Source organism: Vibrio sp. qd031, assembly GCF_002100145.1.
GTDB lineage: Bacteria > Pseudomonadota > Gammaproteobacteria > Enterobacterales > Vibrionaceae > Vibrio.
Map to the genome: position 1 here is coordinate 24689 of NZ_JXQD01000005.1, position 19841 is coordinate 44529.

Annotated in this window: 18 protein-coding genes; 17 read left to right on the forward strand and 1 reads right to left on the reverse strand. The window is 42.7% G+C overall.

Translation table 11 applies throughout. The features are described 5' to 3' along the window. The first annotated feature begins 13 nt into the window (after window positions 1-13). The 7 genes from ST37_RS04090 (at window position 14) to ST37_RS04120 (ending at window position 8551) form a co-directional block, all read left to right on the forward strand. The gene (locus tag ST37_RS04090) at window positions 14-1081 is read left to right on the forward strand and encodes a glycosyltransferase (protein WP_277922127.1); all 1068 of its coding nucleotides are present in this window, start codon (window positions 14-16) and stop codon (window positions 1079-1081) included. A gap of 12 nt (window positions 1082-1093) precedes the next feature. After that, window positions 1094-2560 carry an asparagine synthase-related protein gene (locus tag ST37_RS04095; protein ID WP_084884025.1) on the forward strand — a complete coding sequence of 489 codons (1467 nt, stop codon included), beginning with the start codon at window positions 1094-1096 and terminating at the stop codon, window positions 2558-2560. A 57-nt stretch (window positions 2561-2617) separates the two neighbouring features. After that, window positions 2618-3865, forward strand: a complete 1248-nt coding sequence (locus tag ST37_RS04100; protein WP_084884026.1) for an O-antigen ligase family protein — start codon at window positions 2618-2620, stop codon at window positions 3863-3865. 27 nt (window positions 3866-3892) lie between these two features. After that, window positions 3893-4990, forward strand: a complete 1098-nt coding sequence (locus ST37_RS04105) for a glycosyltransferase (RefSeq protein WP_242426216.1) — start codon at window positions 3893-3895, stop codon at window positions 4988-4990. Window positions 4991-4998: 8 nt separating this feature from the next. Then, the gene (locus ST37_RS04110; protein ID WP_084884028.1) at window positions 4999-6261 is read left to right on the forward strand and encodes a glycosyl transferase; all 1263 of its coding nucleotides are present in this window, start codon (window positions 4999-5001) and stop codon (window positions 6259-6261) included. Between the two features lie 184 nt (window positions 6262-6445). After that, the gene (locus ST37_RS04115) at window positions 6446-7450 is read left to right on the forward strand and encodes an NAD-dependent epimerase (RefSeq protein ID WP_084884030.1); all 1005 of its coding nucleotides are present in this window, start codon (window positions 6446-6448) and stop codon (window positions 7448-7450) included. Window positions 7451-7732: 282 nt separating this feature from the next. Then, a complete protein-coding gene (locus ST37_RS04120) occupies window positions 7733-8551 on the forward strand; it encodes a glycosyltransferase (RefSeq protein WP_084884032.1) in 819 nt (272 codons plus the stop codon). A 54-nt stretch (window positions 8552-8605) separates the two neighbouring features. Here the strand turns inward: ST37_RS04120 and wecA are convergent, their stop codons facing one another. Then, a complete protein-coding gene (wecA, locus tag ST37_RS04125; protein WP_084884033.1) occupies window positions 8606-9667 on the reverse strand; it encodes a UDP-N-acetylglucosamine--undecaprenyl-phosphate N-acetylglucosaminephosphotransferase in 1062 nt (353 codons plus the stop codon). Window positions 9668-10329: 662 nt separating this feature from the next. On the opposite strand from wecA, the gene ST37_RS04130 reads away from it, so the two are divergent. The 10 genes from ST37_RS04130 (at window position 10330) to rfbD (ending at window position 19791) form a co-directional block, all read left to right on the forward strand. After that, complete coding sequence (locus tag ST37_RS04130) at window positions 10330-10731, forward strand: hypothetical protein (protein WP_084884035.1); 402 nt, start codon at window positions 10330-10332, stop codon at window positions 10729-10731. Continuing rightward, window positions 10731-12524 carry a polysaccharide biosynthesis/export family protein gene (locus ST37_RS04135; protein WP_242426217.1) on the forward strand — a complete coding sequence of 598 codons (1794 nt, stop codon included), beginning with the start codon at window positions 10731-10733 and terminating at the stop codon, window positions 12522-12524. The genes ST37_RS04130 and ST37_RS04135 overlap by 1 nt, the downstream gene beginning before the upstream one ends. Before the next feature lie 81 nt (window positions 12525-12605). Next, entirely contained in the window at window positions 12606-13391 is a 786-nt protein-coding gene (locus tag ST37_RS04140) for an ABC transporter permease (protein ID WP_084884036.1), read from the forward strand. 1 nt (window position 13392) lies between these two features. Beyond that, window positions 13393-14043: an ABC transporter ATP-binding protein gene (locus ST37_RS04145; RefSeq protein WP_084884038.1), complete on the forward strand. Its 651-nt coding sequence runs from the start codon at window positions 13393-13395 to the stop codon at window positions 14041-14043. A gap of 4 nt (window positions 14044-14047) precedes the next feature. Beyond that, on the forward strand, window positions 14048-15379 hold the full coding sequence (locus ST37_RS04150; RefSeq protein ID WP_084884040.1) for a lipopolysaccharide biosynthesis protein: 1332 nt from the start codon (window positions 14048-14050) through the stop codon (window positions 15377-15379). 11 nt (window positions 15380-15390) lie between these two features. After that, window positions 15391-16311, forward strand: a complete 921-nt coding sequence (gene rfbA, locus ST37_RS04155) for a glucose-1-phosphate thymidylyltransferase RfbA (RefSeq protein WP_084884041.1) — start codon at window positions 15391-15393, stop codon at window positions 16309-16311. Window positions 16312-16399: 88 nt separating this feature from the next. Beyond that, window positions 16400-16945 (forward strand): dTDP-4-dehydrorhamnose 3,5-epimerase, encoded by a 546-nt coding sequence (gene rfbC / locus ST37_RS04160; RefSeq protein WP_084884043.1) that lies wholly within the window; start codon window positions 16400-16402, stop codon window positions 16943-16945. A gap of 105 nt (window positions 16946-17050) precedes the next feature. After that, a complete protein-coding gene (locus ST37_RS04165; protein WP_143698119.1) occupies window positions 17051-17830 on the forward strand; it encodes a glycosyltransferase in 780 nt (259 codons plus the stop codon). A gap of 7 nt (window positions 17831-17837) precedes the next feature. Then, window positions 17838-18776: a glycosyltransferase family 2 protein gene (locus tag ST37_RS04170; protein ID WP_143698120.1), complete on the forward strand. Its 939-nt coding sequence runs from the start codon at window positions 17838-17840 to the stop codon at window positions 18774-18776. Between the two features lie 76 nt (window positions 18777-18852). Continuing rightward, window positions 18853-19791 (forward strand): dTDP-4-dehydrorhamnose reductase, encoded by a 939-nt coding sequence (rfbD, locus tag ST37_RS04175; protein WP_084884047.1) that lies wholly within the window; start codon window positions 18853-18855, stop codon window positions 19789-19791. Window positions 19792-19841 lie beyond the last annotated feature (50 nt).

Genomic DNA, 19841 nt, shown 5'->3' on the forward strand with positions numbered 1-19841 from the left:
CGGTTTTTATCTAGTGTCATTCTCTGGGGGTGGCGCTGAAAGAGAAATGATTTACTTAGCTAATGAATTCTCTCGTCTTGGGTATACCGTCGACCTGATTGTCCACCGAAATGCTGGTCCCTTAAAGTCTTTGGTATCCAGAACCGTTAATATGATAGTGATAGATAAGACTTATCTACACGACGCGCTCTTCCTGGCAAAATATATGAGAAGAGAAAAGCCTTTGTTCATGTTGAGTACATTACATGTGCCAAACTGGACACTGTCTATAGCTAAGTTTTTGTCGTTCACAAAAACTCGTATTTCTTGGCGTATAGTCATAAGTCTTTCTGAATCGAAAAAAGATGGAAAGGGTATAATTTACAAGCTCCTCGACTGGTGTTACCCACTGCTGTCTACAAATGTCAATAATGTTACTTGCGTTTCTCAAGGAGTCGCTGAAGATGTGATCTCCAATTTTGGGGTAAACCAAAAGAAAGTAAATGTTATGTATAACCCAGCTTATACCACTGAAATACATGAGTTAGCAGAAGAAACCTTTACCCACCCTTGGTTTAGTCACAACTACAAAACGATCACTTCTTTAGGGCGTCTCTCTACACAAAAGGATTTCAAAACGTTAATAGACGCTTTCCAAAAAGTGAACCAACAGGTTGCTGATACAAGGCTGCTGATCCTCGGAGAAGGCGCATTAAGGAACGAGTTACAGTCACAAATTGATGAGCTGAATCTTTCGGATGTTGTAGAACTCCACGGATTTGAACTTAATCCATACAAATATCTGGCAAAATCTGACTTATTTGTACTGTCTTCCATTTACGAGGGGTTTGGCAACGTTATTGTCGAAGCCTTAGCGTTAAATGTTCCGGTCGTTAGTACTGACTGTCCGTCGGGCCCATCAGAAATTTTGGATAATGGCACTTGGGGAGAGCTTGTACCAATCAATGACCCGGTTGCATTATCTGAGGCTATTTTGCGGTCCTTGGCCCAGAAACAACATAATGATACGTTAACTCGCGCGCAGGAGTTTAGCGTCCAGAAAGTTGCCAGTCACTATATTGCGTTAATGCAGCCGCAATAGAAGGGATATTTCATGTTTAAATATTACAACCACTTGGGTTCAAGAGCGTACTATCGAAATGAGTCTGATTCGAGTACTGTCCATTCATCGTTCTGTGATTGTGTGAGTGCGGATAAAAGCCAGTTACGAGAAATTGATGAAACGTCCATTCTTAGCATTCTAATGAAAAACTATATTATTGGCGACGGGACTCTAGTTAAAGGAATTCAAAGAACTCCTTGGATGTCGCGGCCAACCGAGAATGGTAGCTGGATAGATGCCAATTTACCTACACATGGTAGGGCTGTTGTCGGTGCCACAGAAGCGTCTGAGGCTCTGCACTACCACTTACGTGCAGAAGTGTTAGAGTTTATATCAAATAAAAGGAACGTTGGGATCCTTTTAAGTGGCGGCATGGACAGTAGAATCGTGGCCGGTATTTTGCGAGAGTTACAATTATCTGGTGAGTATTCTGGCCAAGTGGTTGCGTTAACATGGGGGATCCCAGAAAGCCGAGATGTTGTCTATGCCCAAAGAATAGCAAATGAGTTTGGTTGGGATTTTAGATATTTTGAACTAAACGCAAGTGTACTTTTACGCAATATTGAACTCACAGCAGAAAGAGGTGCAGAATATTCCCCGGTACATTTACACGCAATGGAGTCAGTTTCAAAAGTAAAAGGTGTGGATGGAATCCTTGGTGGAAGTTATGGCGACAGTATTGGTCGCGGTGAGTACTCTGGACGAAGAACCGATAAGTTACCGCATATACTCGAAAAGCACTTAAACCATTTTGCCTTTATGTCTCTACCGATACAAAAAGCTGCCATGGCTAATATTAGGCTGCAACTTTCACAGTCACGAAATAGATTCCCTGGTCGAAACGAAATGGCATATCGTGAGATTGAAATGCAAATGCATTATATGCGTCGGCAACTCAATGCGTGCATGGAAGTTATCGATAATAATATCCCGCTCTATCAAATGTTTAGCTCACCTCAAGCTTTTGGTTACATGTGGTCACTTACATCACAAAGTCGTAGTGATGATGTGTATGAAGCACTGCTAAAGTCCTTGCCAGCTTCATTGCAGCAGATACCTTGGGCGCGAACAGGTAGAAAGTACAACACTAATTCAGATCAAGTTGAAGACACACATACAGCTCTCAACAATAGGTACGGCATGTGGCTACGAACCGAGTTAAGACCATACATTATTGAACTCATTTCTGATGGCTACCTTCAAGGCCTTGGTGTGTTCAACCAAGCATCATTAGAAGCTTGGAAGCAGCATTGGCCCAACAGTGACAGTCCAAAAGCAGACAGGCTAGACGAAAAAATGGCTTGGCTGGCCTCTTTGGCTCTGTTCGTCAAAAAATACAACATTCAACCCATTCAAAGTAAATCAAAATCGAACCCTTTAGGGGATGCCGCTCATCTTACAAAAGCGCTATTACACACAAAGATTTATCATGCTGCACTTAAATGGAAAGGTAAGTGATGTTGTGCTTTAAAGCTGTACTACCATTTCTTCGTACGCTCAGTAGGAAGGTGGGTGATGGTTAATCAGCGCGTCATCGCGTCGATAATGGGGGGCTGGTTAATTGTTTTATTACTCACCTATCGCTCGTTCGAAACCGAGTTTGTTTTTTACTGCAGTTGGATTGCTGGTGCGTTCATCACCGTTATGTACTTAGGAATAACGGCTTTAAAGATGACAATAGATAAGGTAACCGTTCAAGTAGGGACCTTTGTCATCTTGTGGTTCGCAATCGGACTCATGATCTCCCCTTCCGCTTATGACTTACATGAACATTTAAAAGTACTGGTTATCTCAACGTTCTATATGTGTACGTCTGTAGCTATCGCAGAGTATCTAATCAAAAGTAGAATCAATCTAAAAAAGTATACCTTTGTTGTGCTAGTTACATGGACTGTCATCAACTTAGTACTATTTGGATCATTCTTCTTCGAAATGTATATACCCGAAAAACATGATTTCTCTGGTGTTTTTCATGATAGGAACGTTTTTTCTATTACGACATTAATTGTGGTGGCCTTTGCGGTTAGCCACGCAGATAGATCATCGAGCAGCGTATGCCAATACGTTTTATATGTTTGTGTAGCTGTTTGCTTTGTAATGATTGTTATATCTAAGTCTATTACTGGCAATCTTGGGATGTTTGTGTTGGCGTTTTTTTATTGTCAGCGTTACTCAGCATGGACCCGAGCCTTTGCATTAGGAGCTCTATTTTCAATTTTAGTTATAACGCTTCTCACTGAAAATCCTATTAGTGCAAGAGCTTCTAGGTTCGCTATGGCCGCAATGGGTGATATAGAGTCACTCAATACAAATGAAAGCGCTTTTCTAAGGCTTTACTTGATTAAAAGCGGTTTAGATTTGATCATGCAAAACCCTTGGTTTGGTGTAGGTCTAAACAACGCAAAAGAATTTGTTGTTTGGCCAGATAGAGACTATGGCAGCTTTTTACACAATACTTATTTGGACATTTTTACGAGCGGTGGTTTACCCTTATTACTCGTTTATTATTGCCCCATTGTTTACAGCTTTGCAAGTTTAGTCCGCAACCGAAAACAGGTGAAAAGGCACTTAGGTAAAAACGATTATCACTTATGGAAGTTAGCGTTTAGTTGTATAAGCCTAAAACTGTTCTGTGACCTGACATGGACCACATACTTCGAATATTTCATGGTATTCAGTATTATATTCAGTATATATATCACCTTTAATCTTAAAAGGTCTTTAAGATTAAAAGCTTACGAAAAATCAACACCGAGCTTTTAGTGCTTACTCTCAAATTGGACTATTAATATGATAAAAATCAAAATCTTATATGTTGTAAGCACATTAGCTCGTAGCGGCCCAACCAATCAGTTACTGAACATTATCCGAAACCTCGATAAGGAGAGGTTTGACGCGACAGTCATTACTTTGTCACCGGAACCCCAAGACAGCCTCAAGGCTAAGTACGATGAGTTGGGCGTTGATGTAAAGACATTGGGATTATCGAGAATACAGGGGCTACTTCAATCTAAAAAAAGACTAAAGCAGTTTATCAATAGTCTAGAGCCTTCAATCATTCACACGCAGGGCCTGAGAGCGGACACGTTGTTATCGAAGTTGGGCTCACCTGTGCCATGGGTCATGACCTCTAGAAATTACCCATTCGATGACTATCCAATGAAATTTGGTGCACTAAAAGGTCAATTAATGGCTTTGACACACATTTCAGCAATGAAAAAATGCCACCATGTTGTCGCATGCTCTAAAACAATTGCTAATCAACTTGGACAACATAACGTTGAAGCAACACCCATTCAAAATGGTGTGCATATCGAGAATCACTCGCACACTAACAGTGAGGCTATTTTGCAGACCTATGAATCGCCCATATTCATTAGCGTCGGTAGCCTTATTGCACGTAAGAATATGAGCTTGCTCGTTGATGCTTTTAACCAATATTTTCAACATCATAAAGGCAGCTTAGTCATCCTCGGAGATGGCCCAGAAAGAGCGACTCTAGAGTCTTTGGCTGATTCGGAGAGGATCCATATTCTTGGTTCTGTTGCCAATGTTAGAGATTACTTGCACGCTGCAGATTATTTTGTGTCGGCCTCTTTGTCTGAAGGCTTACCAAATACCGTCTTAGAGGGTCTTTCTGCTGGGCTTCCTGCGCTGCTTTCTGACATACCCTCTCATTTAGAAATCGAAAATGAATCCGCTCAATGTTCGACCATTTTTGCTTTAGACAGCAATACGGATGAACTTTTGGGGAAATTAACCGCTATTAATGAGATATTTGCCGCTGATGCTTCCAGTGAGGCTGAACAACTAGCACATTCGGTGTTTTCTGCGCAGTCAATGTCAAAAAAATATCAGTGTTTATATCAAAGCTTAGTAAATAGTTGAGAAATTCTATGAGTGATTCATACAACCCTTTAGAAAGAGCAATTGCCCGTATACTCGCGAGAACGCCAGCAATTAAACGTGTCATAAAGAATGGCTACTCAAGGCTTGTTTACCTTCGTTCGAAAAAGAACTATAAATCCAAATCTGACTATACAATCACGTGTATGAATGAAGAGGATCGCTGCGAAAGCTTTTTTGGCTATTTTGACAAATCTCCTGTCAATAAAGATGGGTATTCACTGGTCCATAAAACTCGAGCCAGAACCGATCGTCTTCCTAACGCCAATGAAAGTATAGTTTTAGCGGTCATTGCTGCTAATGGACAGACTCATTTTGAAGTCAAAACAAACACCTATAATTGGCAACAGGGCTCACGAGCACACTGGCTCGATAATGAGCACTTTATCTTTAATGATTATGATGAAAGTAACACTCGTTACATTAGCCGCGTCTATTCTATAGCGTCAAAGCAAGAGATCCGCCGATTTGATCATCCCGTGCAAGACTCTTTTCAAGAGAGTTACTTCTTATCTCTTAACTATCGTCGATTAATGGCCATGCGACCAGATTATGGCTATCGAAACTTACCCGCTCTCACACCAGAAGAAATGCAAGAAACGAGCAACGATGGGATCTGGAAAGTACAAATTGAGAGTGGGCAAAGCAAATTGTTACTTTCGATCGATGATGTAAAAGCAATTGATAGTGATCCAAGCTTTGACAGTGCAACACATAAAATCAATCACATCAGTATCTCGCCTACGGGCAAACAGTTTATATTCCTCCATCGATACTTCACTGGTCAGCGAAGAGTCGATCGATTGATGTTATCCACAGCAGACGGTCAAAGCGTGAAGACTTTAGCTTCTTTTGGCATGGTAAGTCATTGTTTTTGGGCTGATGAATCCACCATCTTAGGGTATCTCCGTGGACCTGGCGGCAAAGATGCGTATTGGCTAATAGACGTCGAAACAGGGTCGATAACTCATTATGCAAACGGCGCTCTCGATGGGTATGGGGATGGCCATCCTCATGTCGTCGGGGATTGGTTTATTACCGATACTTACCCCGATAAAGCGCGCATGCAAAAATTACTACTTTGTAACTGGAAGACAAGTGAAATCAAGCCGATTGGTGAGTTTTTTCATGGCTTCAATTACAATGGCGAGACGCGATGCGATCTCCATCCAAGAATGTCTCCAGATGGGAAGTGTGTATATTTCGACTCGGTTTACACAGGTAAACGACAGCTGTTTAAGGTTAGTTTGTAGTCGTAGCGTAGGGAGCGTTTTGGGTTTACTTTGTTTGCGTGCCCCGCACATGCACTTGTGTGTTCACAAAATCCGTTGCGGAAAATAGACATTCAACCCGCTGTATTAATGCAGGTCATCGCATATCGCGTATTTAGATCCGCATTGCACAAAAAAATATAATTAGATTAAATTGGATTCAATAATGAAATATTTGGTTACCGGTGCGGCCGGGTTCATCGGTAGTGCTGTCGCTGAGAAGCTGGTGTCTTTGGGACACGACGTCGTAGGCATAGACAACCTCAACGATTATTACGACGTGAGCTTAAAACAGGCAAGATTGCAGCGTATTGCGTCAGATAATTTCAACTTTGTTCAAATCGATATTGCGGATAATGCAGCTTTAGATGCTATTTTTAGTGCTCAAAGCATTGACCGCGTTATCCATCTTGCGGCTCAAGCGGGGGTTCGCTATTCGATCGAAAATCCACACGCCTACTCTAGTACTAACTTAGTAGGGCACTTAAACATTCTAGAAGCATGCAGAAACCACAAGATTGCACACTTGGTTTATGCGTCCTCGAGTTCTGTTTACGGTCTAAATGAAAAGGTGCCATTTTCGACCTCCGATTCAGTTGATCACCCAGTTTCACTGTATGCTGCAACCAAAAAAGCGAATGAGTTAATGTCCCACAGCTATTCACATTTGTATGATCTGCCCACTACAGGGTTAAGGTTTTTCACTGTGTACGGATCTTGGGGACGCCCCGATATGGCACCTTTTATTTTCGCCAAAAATATATTCGCCGGAAAAACTATCGACATTAATAATAACGGCGACATGTGGCGTGATTTCACCCATGTAGACGATATTGTAGAAGGCGTGGTAAGGATTGCTGATGTCATCCCTCACAGAAACAATGCATGGAAGGTAGAAACAGGCACACCAGCGTCAAGCTCTGCGCCCTATGCCGTTTACAACATCGGTAATGGCTCACCTGTTAACCTAATGGATTTTATTGAAGCCCTTGAGGGTGAGATTGGAATAAAAGCGAAAAAGAAGTTTAGGGAGATGCAGCCCGGCGATGTGTATCGAACCTATGCAGATACTTCTGACTTATTTAAGGCGACCGGTTACCGCCCAAAAGTTACGTTAGCTGAAGGCGTCGCTGAATTCATTCGTTGGTATCGAAAACACTACGCTGTTTAGAATCCTCAGCGCACTGTAACTCGAGTTAACCTTGATGAGCTTACCCTTTCCCCATAAGATAATGTGGCTAAAGGGTAAGCTCACTACTATTATGTGCAGGTATTACAGATAGACTTACGGGGGGAGCATTAGTACTTAACTTTGCGGATTATGTTGTTTTTCATCCATTTTTCGGTACTATTCGACAAGTTTTTCTGGCCCGCATGTTCGTTAGGTAAAGGTTGTCTTTCAACGTGTAACGCAGCAAGTCAACACTTTTGTAATCTACTGAGCTAAACATAAATGAAGAAAAAAATCGCAGTAATCATGTCGGTTTATCATCAAGACTCACCGATTGATTTTGACCAAGCGTTACAAAGTATTTTTGAGCAAACTTATCGTCACTTCGACATTTTTTTGCAAGTAGATGGCAAGATCCCAGAGGCGCTTAAATCCGTTATTTCGAAGTATGAATCACTCCAAAATGTTCACGTGTGTTATTCCGAGCAAAACTTCGGACTGGCCTTTCAGCTTAATCAAGCTATTGAGCGTGTCTTCAAACAAGATAAGTTTGGTTACATTGCAAGAATGGACGCCGATGATATTTGTGTTGCCGAGAGATTCGAACAACAAGTTGCATTTTTGTCCCAGCACCCAGATATAGCAGTGCTTGGAACTAGCGTTATTGAGTTCGATGAAGATGGTCATGAGTTTTACAAAAAGATGTCAGCGTCTCATAACGAGCTAAAAAGCAATATCATTAAGAGGTGTCCGCTTAATCACCCAACGGTTATGTTCAATCTCAATAAAATTGAGCCACAAGACCTTCAATACAATAACCGATTGCTCAACACGCAAGATTACTATCTGTGGGTCGATCTGCTCTGCAAAGGCTACTTGTTCTCAAATTTAGAAAAACCATTGCTACGATTTCGAGTGAATTCACTATTCCATAAACGCAGAGGACTAAAAAAACTCAAAAATGATTTCCGCTCTAGGATCTATGCGCTTAATAAACTTCACATCCACTCATTGACAAACTACTTCTACATAGCTGCATTAGTTGTGCTTAGGGTCAGTCCAACTTTCATTAAAAAATTGGCTTACTCACGACTTAGGTGACCTGTTGTGTTTCCCTATCCCGATAAATTTTGATTACTAATCACCCTGCGATAGCTATCGGCTTCGCCATTCTCGTAGCTTTGCCGTTAGTACCCACACTCGCATTAGCAAATACAAATATAGAGCAAAGCATAATATAAACGCATAAAACATGATGTACTCTGGGACATCATAAATTTCTCCCACAATCCCAACGCCGGAAAAAGCAGCCGCGATCAAACAAATAATGGCAAGCGTTTGTCCAGAGCTTAAACCAATGCGCTGGAAAATATGATGTAGGTGCTCTCGATCGGGTTTAAACGGAGAGTTCCCACGTTTAACGCGACGGATCATAATGGCCGTCATATCCATAAGTGGTACGGCAATAAGCCAAAGTGCGGTCACTGGGCGCATTAAAGCTTGCTGCTCTTGACTGGACAGTAGCAGCAACCAGATCACTGTAAATCCGATCATCATACTCCCAGCATCACCCATAAATACCTTTTTCCGCTGACCGAATACCCCCATATTCAACATGATGTAGGGTGCGATAACCACCACTAATACTAGGCAGAAGTAGGCCAAATTATTTTGTCCATAATAGACCATTAACAGCCCCAACCCGCTAAATGTAACGGTAGACAAACCACCAAGAAGACCGTCGATACCATCAACCATATTAAAGGCATTAATGGCACCAACTACCGCAAAAATAGTGATCACATAGCCAAACCACCCTAATAGCCAGACACCGGTACCAAAAATGTTGCCAGCGGTATGAAGCTCTATTTGGCCTAGTACCATCATGGCAACCGACAATGCGGCTTGAACCAAAAAGCGGATTTTGAAGCTAATGTCGTATTTGTCGTCCAGTGCACCGACAGCGACCAATATCACAATAGAAACAGCGTAGAGCTCGGTGTGCAGTAAAATGTCTTGATTGTTCATCAGAAAATAAATGACCGACAAGCATATTGAGATGCCTCCAACCAACGGGATTGCGCCTTGGTGGTGTTTACGATCATTTGGCTTATCAACCAAATTAATTTTTTTTGCGACCTTTCTAAGAAAAAAAAGCGAAGTAAGAGAAAAGAAGAAGATAAAAACAAGCTCAATGGGGTTGTATAAAGAAGGCAATACTGAATCTCTACAGAAAGTTTCGATGATTATAGAATGAGTCAGAACATCTTTAAAGATTAGCCTATGGCAAAGATCAAACTTTTGCTACAGCACGGTGCAGCCTTAAGTACATTTTAAATCCTACCAACAATGACTAAAGAGTGCCTGTAGTCTTTAAGTTATAGAAAGTGCGAGCAGAGATGAATGACTCAACGAATTTTCGACATTTAGCCGGCAGCCTATTTGACTTTATCCGCACATAATCAGCCCGCTAGTTTTTCGTCATTGGTGAGCGGCTAGCAGCGATGGCAATTTGATTACAAAGAGTAATATTTAATTGCTGTCACGGGTGCTAATGGCTAAACATTGTTCAATCCTGAGGGGTTACAACGGTTTAATTATATTTACCAAATAATATAGGCGATTGTTATTATTTAATAAATGTTGTAGTTAACCCTCTTTGTTACGTCCTATTTTAGACATTGACTATATGCGTGCGGATGCGCCATTTTGTGGTGGAGTATATAGAAAACGTACGGCGTTTCGTCTATAATTGCGCCCCATACAATTTACATCTGCAGCATTTAGGGGCTTTACCTAATGGCGGTAGCGTGCCCAATTGTGAGGTATCATCACTTGCAAAGGGGCCTTCAGTAAAGACGCACTAAGACTCAATTATTATGATTATTATTAAGCACTTCAAACCAATGAGTTTGGGGGCAATCGCTGTGCTACTTCTATCTGCCTGTAGTAGTCAGCCACGTCAGGTACAGGCAACCATTCCACTCGTTCCACCTAAGGCCATTGTTGGCAGCCCTATTGCCCAGCAGTATTGGGGTGCACTAGCTTTGCCCTCTACCAAGGTGATAGAACGTCAAGAGCAGGACATTCAAGTCAGTGAGATGTTTACCTCAGCCCTTGGATTGACCTGTCGCAAGCTTACGGTATTTTCCGACACTCAGCCTCCATCAGAGCGCGTTGCCTGCTCTCAACCCATTGTTGACGAGCAAGGCCAAGAGTATGAACAATGGATTTTGACCAAACCGATTGTTCATAGCGCGACCGCAGTAGAGATTAATTGATGTTAAAACGACTTCCTGGTTGGCTAACCACTGCAGTGCTTATGGCATCTGCAACCTTTCAAAGTGCGCAGGCCAATGACCTTGCCTCTCTTGTCGCAGCTCAGCAAGCTGGCGCGACAAGCTCTTCCGCAGGTGTGAGTTCTACGATAGGTGCTCCACCTCCAACCGTTGCCGGTTTAGACGGCACCCAAGCCGGTGTCGCACCTACAGAAGCCCTATCAGCAGGCACATACAACGCAGAAAACCGTGCCGGAGTATTGTTACCAGGCGAAACCGATGTAAGGCAATTGCTCCCTAGCTCTGGTGAAGCCTACCCACCGCCTTACGGCGCGAACTTATTTGCTGGTGGTTACGAAACAGAGCGTACCGATGGACTCAACGACAACTACCTAATCGCCCCTGGCGATAAAATCAATATTTGGATTTGGGGCGCAGTTAACTTCTCCAACGTTGCTACAGTAGACAACCAAGGCAATATATTCATTCCTGAAGTTGGCCCAATTAAAGTGGGCGACGTGATGGCAAGCGATGTTAACCGCTTGGTGACCTCAAAAATCAAAACCATCTACACCAATAACGTCAATGTGTACGTTAACCTCCTTACGGCAACGCCAGTAAGCGTTTACTTGTCGGGTCCTGTAATTAGACCTGGCCAGTATGCAGGCATGGCGTCCGACAGCGTGCTTTACTACCTAAAACGTGCCGGCGGCATTGATCCGGAGCGCGGCAGCTATCGCGAGATCCACATTCAGCGTGACGGCAAAGTGATCCAAAGCGTCGACCTGTACGAGTTTGTGCAAACAGGCAAAATGCCGAAAGTCAGCTTTAAAGATGGCGATGTGATTTTGGTCAAACCACAAAAGTCGGCAGTGGTAGTTGCAGGTGGTGTAAGAAACCCATTCCGATTCGAATTGCTCGAGCCAATATCTACAGGTGAGCAGTTGGCCCAGTATTCACGTCCTTTAGCCAAAATTAGCCATGTGGGTGTGATCGGCAATCGCCCAGAAGGGCCGTTTTCGCTTTACATGGATTATAAAGATTTTTTAACCTTTGAGCTGTACGACGGCGATAAAGTCTTCTTTAACGACGATATTCACGCACAAATCATCGACATTAAGTTAGCAGGAAGTTATCTCGGTCCGTCTTATTTTGCCGTTAAAAAAGGCACACGTTTGCACGACCTTTTAAGTTACATTCCTGTGCAGCCCGAGCTAAGTGAAGCAGGCTCAATTCATATTTACCGTGAAAGTGTCGCGATAAAACAAAAAGAGATGCTAGAAGAGTCATTAAACCGTCTTGAGCGCAGCGTCTTTACCTCACCAACCAGCTCAACCGGTGAATCGCAGATCCGTGCACAAGAAGCGCAAATGGTGCTCCAATTTACTGAGCGCGCCAGACAAATTGAGCCACTAGGTAAAGTGATCGTCTCCGACAATGGCGCAGTGGCCAATATATTGCTAGAGCAAGGCGATGTAATCGTCATCCCCGCCAAAACTGACTTAGTTCAAGTGTCTGGGGAAGTGTTGATGCCGCAAGCCGTAGTCTACAACCCCAACGCTACCGTGGACGATTACGTAGCCTGGGCCGGTGGGTTTACCGATCGCGCAGAAGATGCACGTATTGCGGTAGTGAGAGCAAATGGCTTGGTAGAATTTGAGCCACGAGAGCCAATTCGCAAAGGGGACCAAGTGTTGGTGCTGCCTAAGATTGACGCGAAGACGATGCAATCGGTGAAAGATATTACTCAGATTGTGTATCAGATTGCTGTGGCTGCTGATGTGATTTTGCGCTAGCTGCCCAAGTATGTTGGTATCTAACGAAGTAATCGAACAATTGCCTGTTTCATTCATCACATCGCTTAGGTTGCAGCAACGATGACAGCAGTAAATAAGCGCTCAACGCTTCAGGTATGGAAAGATGTCATATTCGCTATTTTTCTGAGAGAGATAAAAAGCAAATCCAACGACAAGTTTGGCGTAGCATGGCAAGTCGTTAACCCTGTAGCCTTTATCATGATGTTGTCATTTCTACGCGGACGTTTGGATGGCGGTGAGACGCACACGATCCCTACATTTTTCTTTATGTTATATGGCATTTTGCTCGTGCAATCATTCTTAGGGATCCTAAGCGCCAGTGCTGGTGCTATCAAAAAGAACAAACCTTTGTATGCGTTTAGGCAAGTTCAACCGATAAGCTCTATTATTGCTATCTCTGGCTTAGAGCTTTTGGTCAAGTTTGTGGTTGTATTAGTATTGTTGCTTATCTGCTACCTATTGCGGTTAGAAATAGTAATTGCGGATCCTCTAACTATATTGGGGATTTTTACAAAAGTATGGTTAATCAGTACCAGTATTGGCGTTTTGTTTGGCCTTGCTACTTGTTACGTACCAGAAATACAAAAAATACAGTCACTTGCGACTCGGCCAATATTTTTTATCTCTGGCATCTTTTTTAGTTTGCAAGACATACCCAGAGAATATTGGTCATACTTAAATTGGAACCCATTACTGCATGCTGTAGAGCTTTGCCGCTATGCTGCATACCCTAGTTATGGCAACGAAGGAGTAAGTCTTTTTTACTTAGATGCATGCACGCTAGTACTCACATTTTTTGCACTTGCGTGTTATCACATTAGCTGGAAACAAGCGATAAGCCGTTAATATGATAGTACTTAAAGACTTAACAAAGTTTTACCCATCAGATCTTGGCAACCAATATGTGTTTAACAAGGTCAACTTTCGTTTTCCTGAAGGGCACAACATAGCATTGATGGGCTCCAATGGTGCAGGTAAATCAACGCTGTTTCGTATTTTGGCGGGCAGCGAATACCCAAATAAAGGGCGAGTAGTCACCGATAAAGCCCTCTCGTGGCCTGTTGCCTTGGCGACGGGCATTCATCCTCAAATGACAGGTCGAGAAAATACTCGTTTTATTGGGCGTGTAAATGGCGTGGCGGACTTAAATGGATTTGAAGAAAAAGTAAAACAGTTTGCCGAGTTGGGTATTAAGTATGATTTACCAGTAAGAACCTACTCTAGCGGAATGCGTTCGAGACTCGCGTTTGGGTGCTGTATAGCCATTGACTTTGATGTCTATCTAATAGACGAAGCAACCTCAGTAGGCGACCAAAAGTTTCGAAAAAAAGCAAAACAAGCTTTGCTAGAAAAAAGCCAGTCCGCAAATGTGATCATGGTGAGTCACGAAACTGACGAGCTGAAACAGTTCTGCGACAGCGCAGTGATTATTCACAAAGGTGATCTTACTTTTTATCCCGATTTAGATCACGCACTAGACATATATAAGAATTTATAACTAGATGACAGTAGAACAACAATTTCAAGAGCTTAAAAACTCATTGAGCACCGATGATTTCAATAGCATTAGCGCTCTAGAAGACCAAGCAAAAAAATATGAGGATAAGAACCCAGAATTAGCTAAGCGCATATTAAGGCGAGTTGTAAACCTCAAAGCAGCTGAAAAAACCAAACAAAACAACGAAGTGAAAGCGCGAGCAAGCTCAGTTAAACCACAGGCGGTGAAAGTAGAGAAGTTCAAAAGATTAAAACAATGGCTGTCACCCTCTGCAGTTTTTGTGCTAATTCCGACGCTAATCTTCGCTTGCTATCAGCTATTCATTGCAACTGAGCGCTACGAAAGCCAAGCGCAACTAATAGTGCAGCAACCCGATGCCATGGCGACTATGGACGCTTCGATGGCACTTCTCAGCGGTTTGGGTGTGCAAACTAGTGGTAGCGATACTGAGCTAGTGAAGGCGTACATATATTCAAACGATATGCTTAGCTATCTGGATAGCGAGTTGTCACTGCGCGAGCATTATAGTTGGCTTGAAGCTGACAAGTTTAGCCGGTTAGATCAAGCTGCCAGCCGTGAAGAGTTACTGGAGTTTTACAAAAAGGCTGTAAAAGTAGAGATAAGCGATAAGTCTGGGGTCATCACCGTTTACAGCCAAGCTTTTGACTCTAATTTTGCACAAAACCTCACTCAAAAAATCGTAGAGCGAGCAGAGTGGTACATCAACTCTATAGGGCATCAACTAGCGGAAGCACAGCTAGTGTTTATTAATGGCGAGCACCAACTTATAGAAGACAAGCTCAGCAAAGCACAAGCCAATTTATTGCTATTTCAACAGCAATACAACCTACTTGATCCTACAGCTGAAGGTTTAGCCATGCAGCAGATTACCTATGGGTTGGAAGGTCAAATAGCAGCTAAAGAAGCAGAGCTAAAAACAGTATCATCGGTAATGAGTAAAGTGTCACCTCAGGTATTGCGCATACAAACCGAGCTACTAGGACTTAAAGAGCAGTTGGCAGTTGAGCGAGGTAAGCTAGCAAAAGACGGTGAAGAGGTCTTCTCTGTTAGTGAAATTATGGCGCAGTTTACCGATTTGAAAATTAAAATGGAGCTGGCGCTCCAAGCTTATACCGCTTCACAAGTGTCGTTAGATAAATCGCGAATAGAAGCATACCGACAAATGAAATTTCTTGTTGTCGTAGAGAGCGCCACATTACCCGAAGACAATAAATACCCCGACGTCATTTACAATATTACATTATTTTTTATTTTGGCAAGTATGCTGTTTGCCATAGGAAGAATCATTGTACTTACAATCAGAGAACTGAAATAAAAAGGCTAGCTATGGTACTGGATACAACAAAACTTAACCCCTCTAATCGCAAAGGCATTGTATTGGCAGGTGGCTCTGGCACTCGTCTATATCCACTAACTAAAGTGGTTAGTAAGCAGTTGATGCCAGTTTACGACAAACCTATGATTTTTTATCCCATATCAAACCTTATGATGGCAGGAATCAAAGAGATATTGATCATTTCAACGCCACAAGAGTTACCTAGATTTCAAGAGTTATTGGGAGACGGTCGTCGATGGGGGATTAAGTTTGAATATGTTGTACAACCAAGTCCAGATGGATTAGCGCAAGCCTTTATTCTTGCTGAAGAGTTCTTGAATGGCTCTCCAGCAGCACTGGTGCTAGGAGATAACATGTTTTACGGCCATGACCTTGCGGTATCTTTGCGTAATGCCAATAAGCAGCCTACAGGCGCAACGGTGTTTGGTTACCATGTATCTAACCCTACCTCTTATGGCGTTGTAGAGTTTGATGAAAAAGGCAAAGCTATTTCGATTGAAGAGAAGCCAACTACGCCCAAGTCTAACTATGCGGTACCAGGCATTTACTTTTTTGACAGCAATGTTGTCGAGTACGCTAAAAATGTGAAACCTAGCGCCCGTGGCGAACTGGAAATTACCGATGTGATAGACCAATACCTCAAGCAAAAGAAATTAAGAGTAGAGGTGCTAGGGCGTGGGACTGCATGGCTGGATACAGGGACTGTTGATGACTTACTAGACGCTGCATTGTTTATACGTGCCATTGAAAAACGCCAAGGCCTTAAAGTGAGCAGTCCATCAGAGGTTGCGTACCGAATGGGTTACATCGATGCAGACCAGGTTAGAGAAATTGCACAGCCTTTGGTTAAGTCTGGCTACGGCAAGTACTTGCTTGAGATTTTAGATACTCGAGTATTTAGCACCCACTAGAAATTATCAAATAATCGGCTTGTGCTTTATTCCGTTACACGAGCCGACTTTATGTTATGTAGAAGATTAAATTGTCTTAGGAACTTCAATGAAATTTACACCTACAGCTATTCCAGACGTTGTTGTTATTGAACCTACCGTATTTGGTGATGAGCGTGGCTTCTTCATGGAAACTTTTCGCACATCCTTATTTAACCAACATTGCGGACAACGCGAGTTTGTACAAGAAAACCACAGCAAATCTAGCCACGGCATTTTAAGAGGCTTACATTACCAAACAGAGAATACTCAAGGAAAATTAGTTCGCGTAGTCTCGGGTGAAGTATTTGATGTTGCAGTCGACATGCGCAAAGACTCACCGACATTTGGGCAGTGGGTCGGAGAGATCCTTTCAGAAGAAAATAAAAAACAGCTTTGGGTACCAGAAGGCTTTGCACACGGCTTTTACGTTATGAGTGAAGAAGCGGAGTTTGTATACAAATGTACGGACTACTACAACCCTCAAGCAGATGTAAGCGTTAAGTGGGATGATCCAACCATTGGCATTGAGTGGCCTTTAGTTAATGAGCAAGCCCCTAATTTGTCTGAAAAGGATCTTAACGGTCAAAGCTTTGAAGACGCACCAAAATTTTAGTCTCATGGAAGAAAACGACCAATGCCTGAGTTATAGCTAATTGTGAAAATTTACGTCTCCATAGTAGCCCACCGCCACCAAAGTCTTCTAATTAACTTAGGGACAATGCGGATATTAGCTCAGCACCCTAATTTTGAAGTCGTGTGCCGCGACAACGTACCCACAGAGCCGCTTCGCCGAGCCAGTGAAAAATATGGTGTCCACTACTGTGCTAATGAAAAAGAGCGTGGTTTTGCAACTAACAACAACCTAAATTTTAAGTATTGCCGAGATAAACTGGGAATGAAGGAGGATGACTATTTTATTCTGCTAAATCCAGATATTTATATGCTCAATGCTCAAGTTGAAGAGTTGGTTAGGGTGCTTGCGAGTAAAGAGCACAAAGTCTATGTCCCTAATTTACAATTAGATAAAGAGGGGTTCATGCAAGATGATAACATTCGGATGTACCCCAAGTTTACCAACTTTCTACAGACCTTTTTACTCAATAAGCGAGTGACCATGGTGGACAGAAACGAAGGGCTTGAAGACACCTCGAACTTATGGGCCAGTGGCGCGTTTATGGTGATAAAGGCAGGGCTATACCAAAAAATCAAAGGGCTAGATGAGCAATTTTATCTTTACTGTGAAGACATTGACTTCTGTGCCAGGCTAAAACAGCACGGTGTCAACTTTCACTACTTGCCTAATATTAAGCCTGTTCATTTGCGACGCCGACAAAGTAAAAAAATACTGAGTAAACATTTCTATTGGCATGTTGGTAGCGTTATAAGGCATAGCTTTATCCCTAAAAAAATACAAGCTAGACGTTCTTTACTTAATGACAGTGCGAAAGTAAAGAGAGTGACCGGCCGGACTCAGCACAAAGCCCGTGCAACACATTGATATTGTAATGGCTACCTATAATGGTGAGTTATTTTTAGAACAGCAGATTCAAACTATACAGTGCAACCACGGTTACAAAGACTGTGTACAGCGTTTAATTGTAGTGGATGATGGCTCAACCGATCAAACGCTAAGCATTTTGCGTAGGTTGGCTACAGTAGACGACAAAATAGAAGTTCATCACAATGGCTCAGGTATAAACGGCCCGATGCATAATTTTGCTTATGGACTGTCTTTGAGCAGCGCTGAATGGGTGGCGCTATGCGATCAAGACGATGTTTGGTTTTCGCACAAGCTTGAGACGCTACTCAAAGTAGCAGAGCTAGAAAGTGATTCATCATTAGCGGTACCCATTGCGATTTTCTCAGATAAACAAATTGTAGATGACGAACTAAATGTAATTTGTGAAAGTTATTACAAACTAAAACAAATACCAAAACAGTGGCATATCAATGTTACAAATTTGGCGATGCAAAATGTGGCGTCAGGATGCACTATGTTGGTCAATAGAAGCTTGCTGAATATCGCGCTGCCAATCCCAATTAATGCCTATATGCACGATTGGTGGTTGGCCTTGCTTGCCAAGCAGTTTGGCAAGCTAGTGCTCGTAGATGAAGCGCTGATTCAATATCGGCAGCATTCAGCGAATACAATAGGTGCAACACGAGTCAGACTCTTAAGTCATTTTCTAAGTTTTAAGCACTATTACCAGCAGTTTGAAAAAAGCTTTTTAGCCACAAGCGCACAAGCTAAAGAGCTAGTGAAGCTAGCAAAGAATACCAAGACAAGCTGCCACCAAAATATAAAATGGTTAGCAAAGTACCCCACGTTGTCACTTAAAGTTAGAGTTGCACTAGTACATAAAGGAATAATTACCCGTAGCTCAGTTAAAGCAAAGTTAGCGCTTTATATTATGGCGCTCAAAGGGTTTAAAAGGACGAAATAACCACATATTAAGCGAGTTAGAAGGCTCTAGCTTACGTAGCATCCACTAAATACTTAAAGATCAGAGAAACAAGTTAATGAAAGTACTAATTACAGGGAAAGGCGGGCAACTAGCGTGGGAGCTGGAGCAAACCCTCCCAAGCCATATTAAAGCAACAAGCCTTGGGGTAGACGAGTTAGACATTACAAACGCCGATCAAGTCAATCAGGTTTTGGTGGCAAAATCCCCCGACATAGTGATTAATGCCGCTGCTTATACCGCAGTTGATAAAGCCGAAACGGACAAAGAAACTGCTTATGCAGTGAATGAGAAAGGCAGTGAGTACCTAGCAAAAGCATGCGAAAGCATAGGTGCTAAGATGATCCATGTCTCGACAGATTTTGTGTTCGACGGCACTAAGACTACACCATACCAAACCGATGATACGCCTAATCCCATTAATGCGTATGGCGATTCAAAATTGCAAGGTGACATCAAGGTTAGCGAGATTCTAGGCGAGCACGTCACTATTATCCGAACCGCTTGGGTGTACTCGGTTCATGGTAATAACTTCGTCAAAACCATGCTGCGCCTAATGGCAGAAAAAGAGCAGCTTGGTATTGTGTACGACCAAGTAGGCACCCCTACCTGGGCCAAAGGCCTAGCCCAAATGATCTGGAAGCTTATTGAACAACAGTCAGTACCAGTTAGCGTGAAAGGTGAAGCACCGATCGCACCCCGAAGCGAAGCGTCCCCGCCCTCAGCTTCCCAAATCCTACATTGGACCGACGCGGGTATCGCTTCTTGGTATGACTTCGCAGTGGCTATTCAAGAACTAGGATTGGAAAAAGGCTTGCTGGATACACGCATTTCTATTCGTCCAATACCGGCAAGCAATTACCCAACTCCAGCGCAAAGGCCTTCATTCAGCGTAATTGATAAATTCTCCGCTGAGCAATCCAGCAATTGTGAGACGGTGCATTGGAGAACTCAGCTTTCAAACATGCTCGATGAACTAAAATCGGCAAACTCTTAACTACTGCAACTTAATACTCAACAGATTTGCAAAGTTCTGCTGCTTGATTG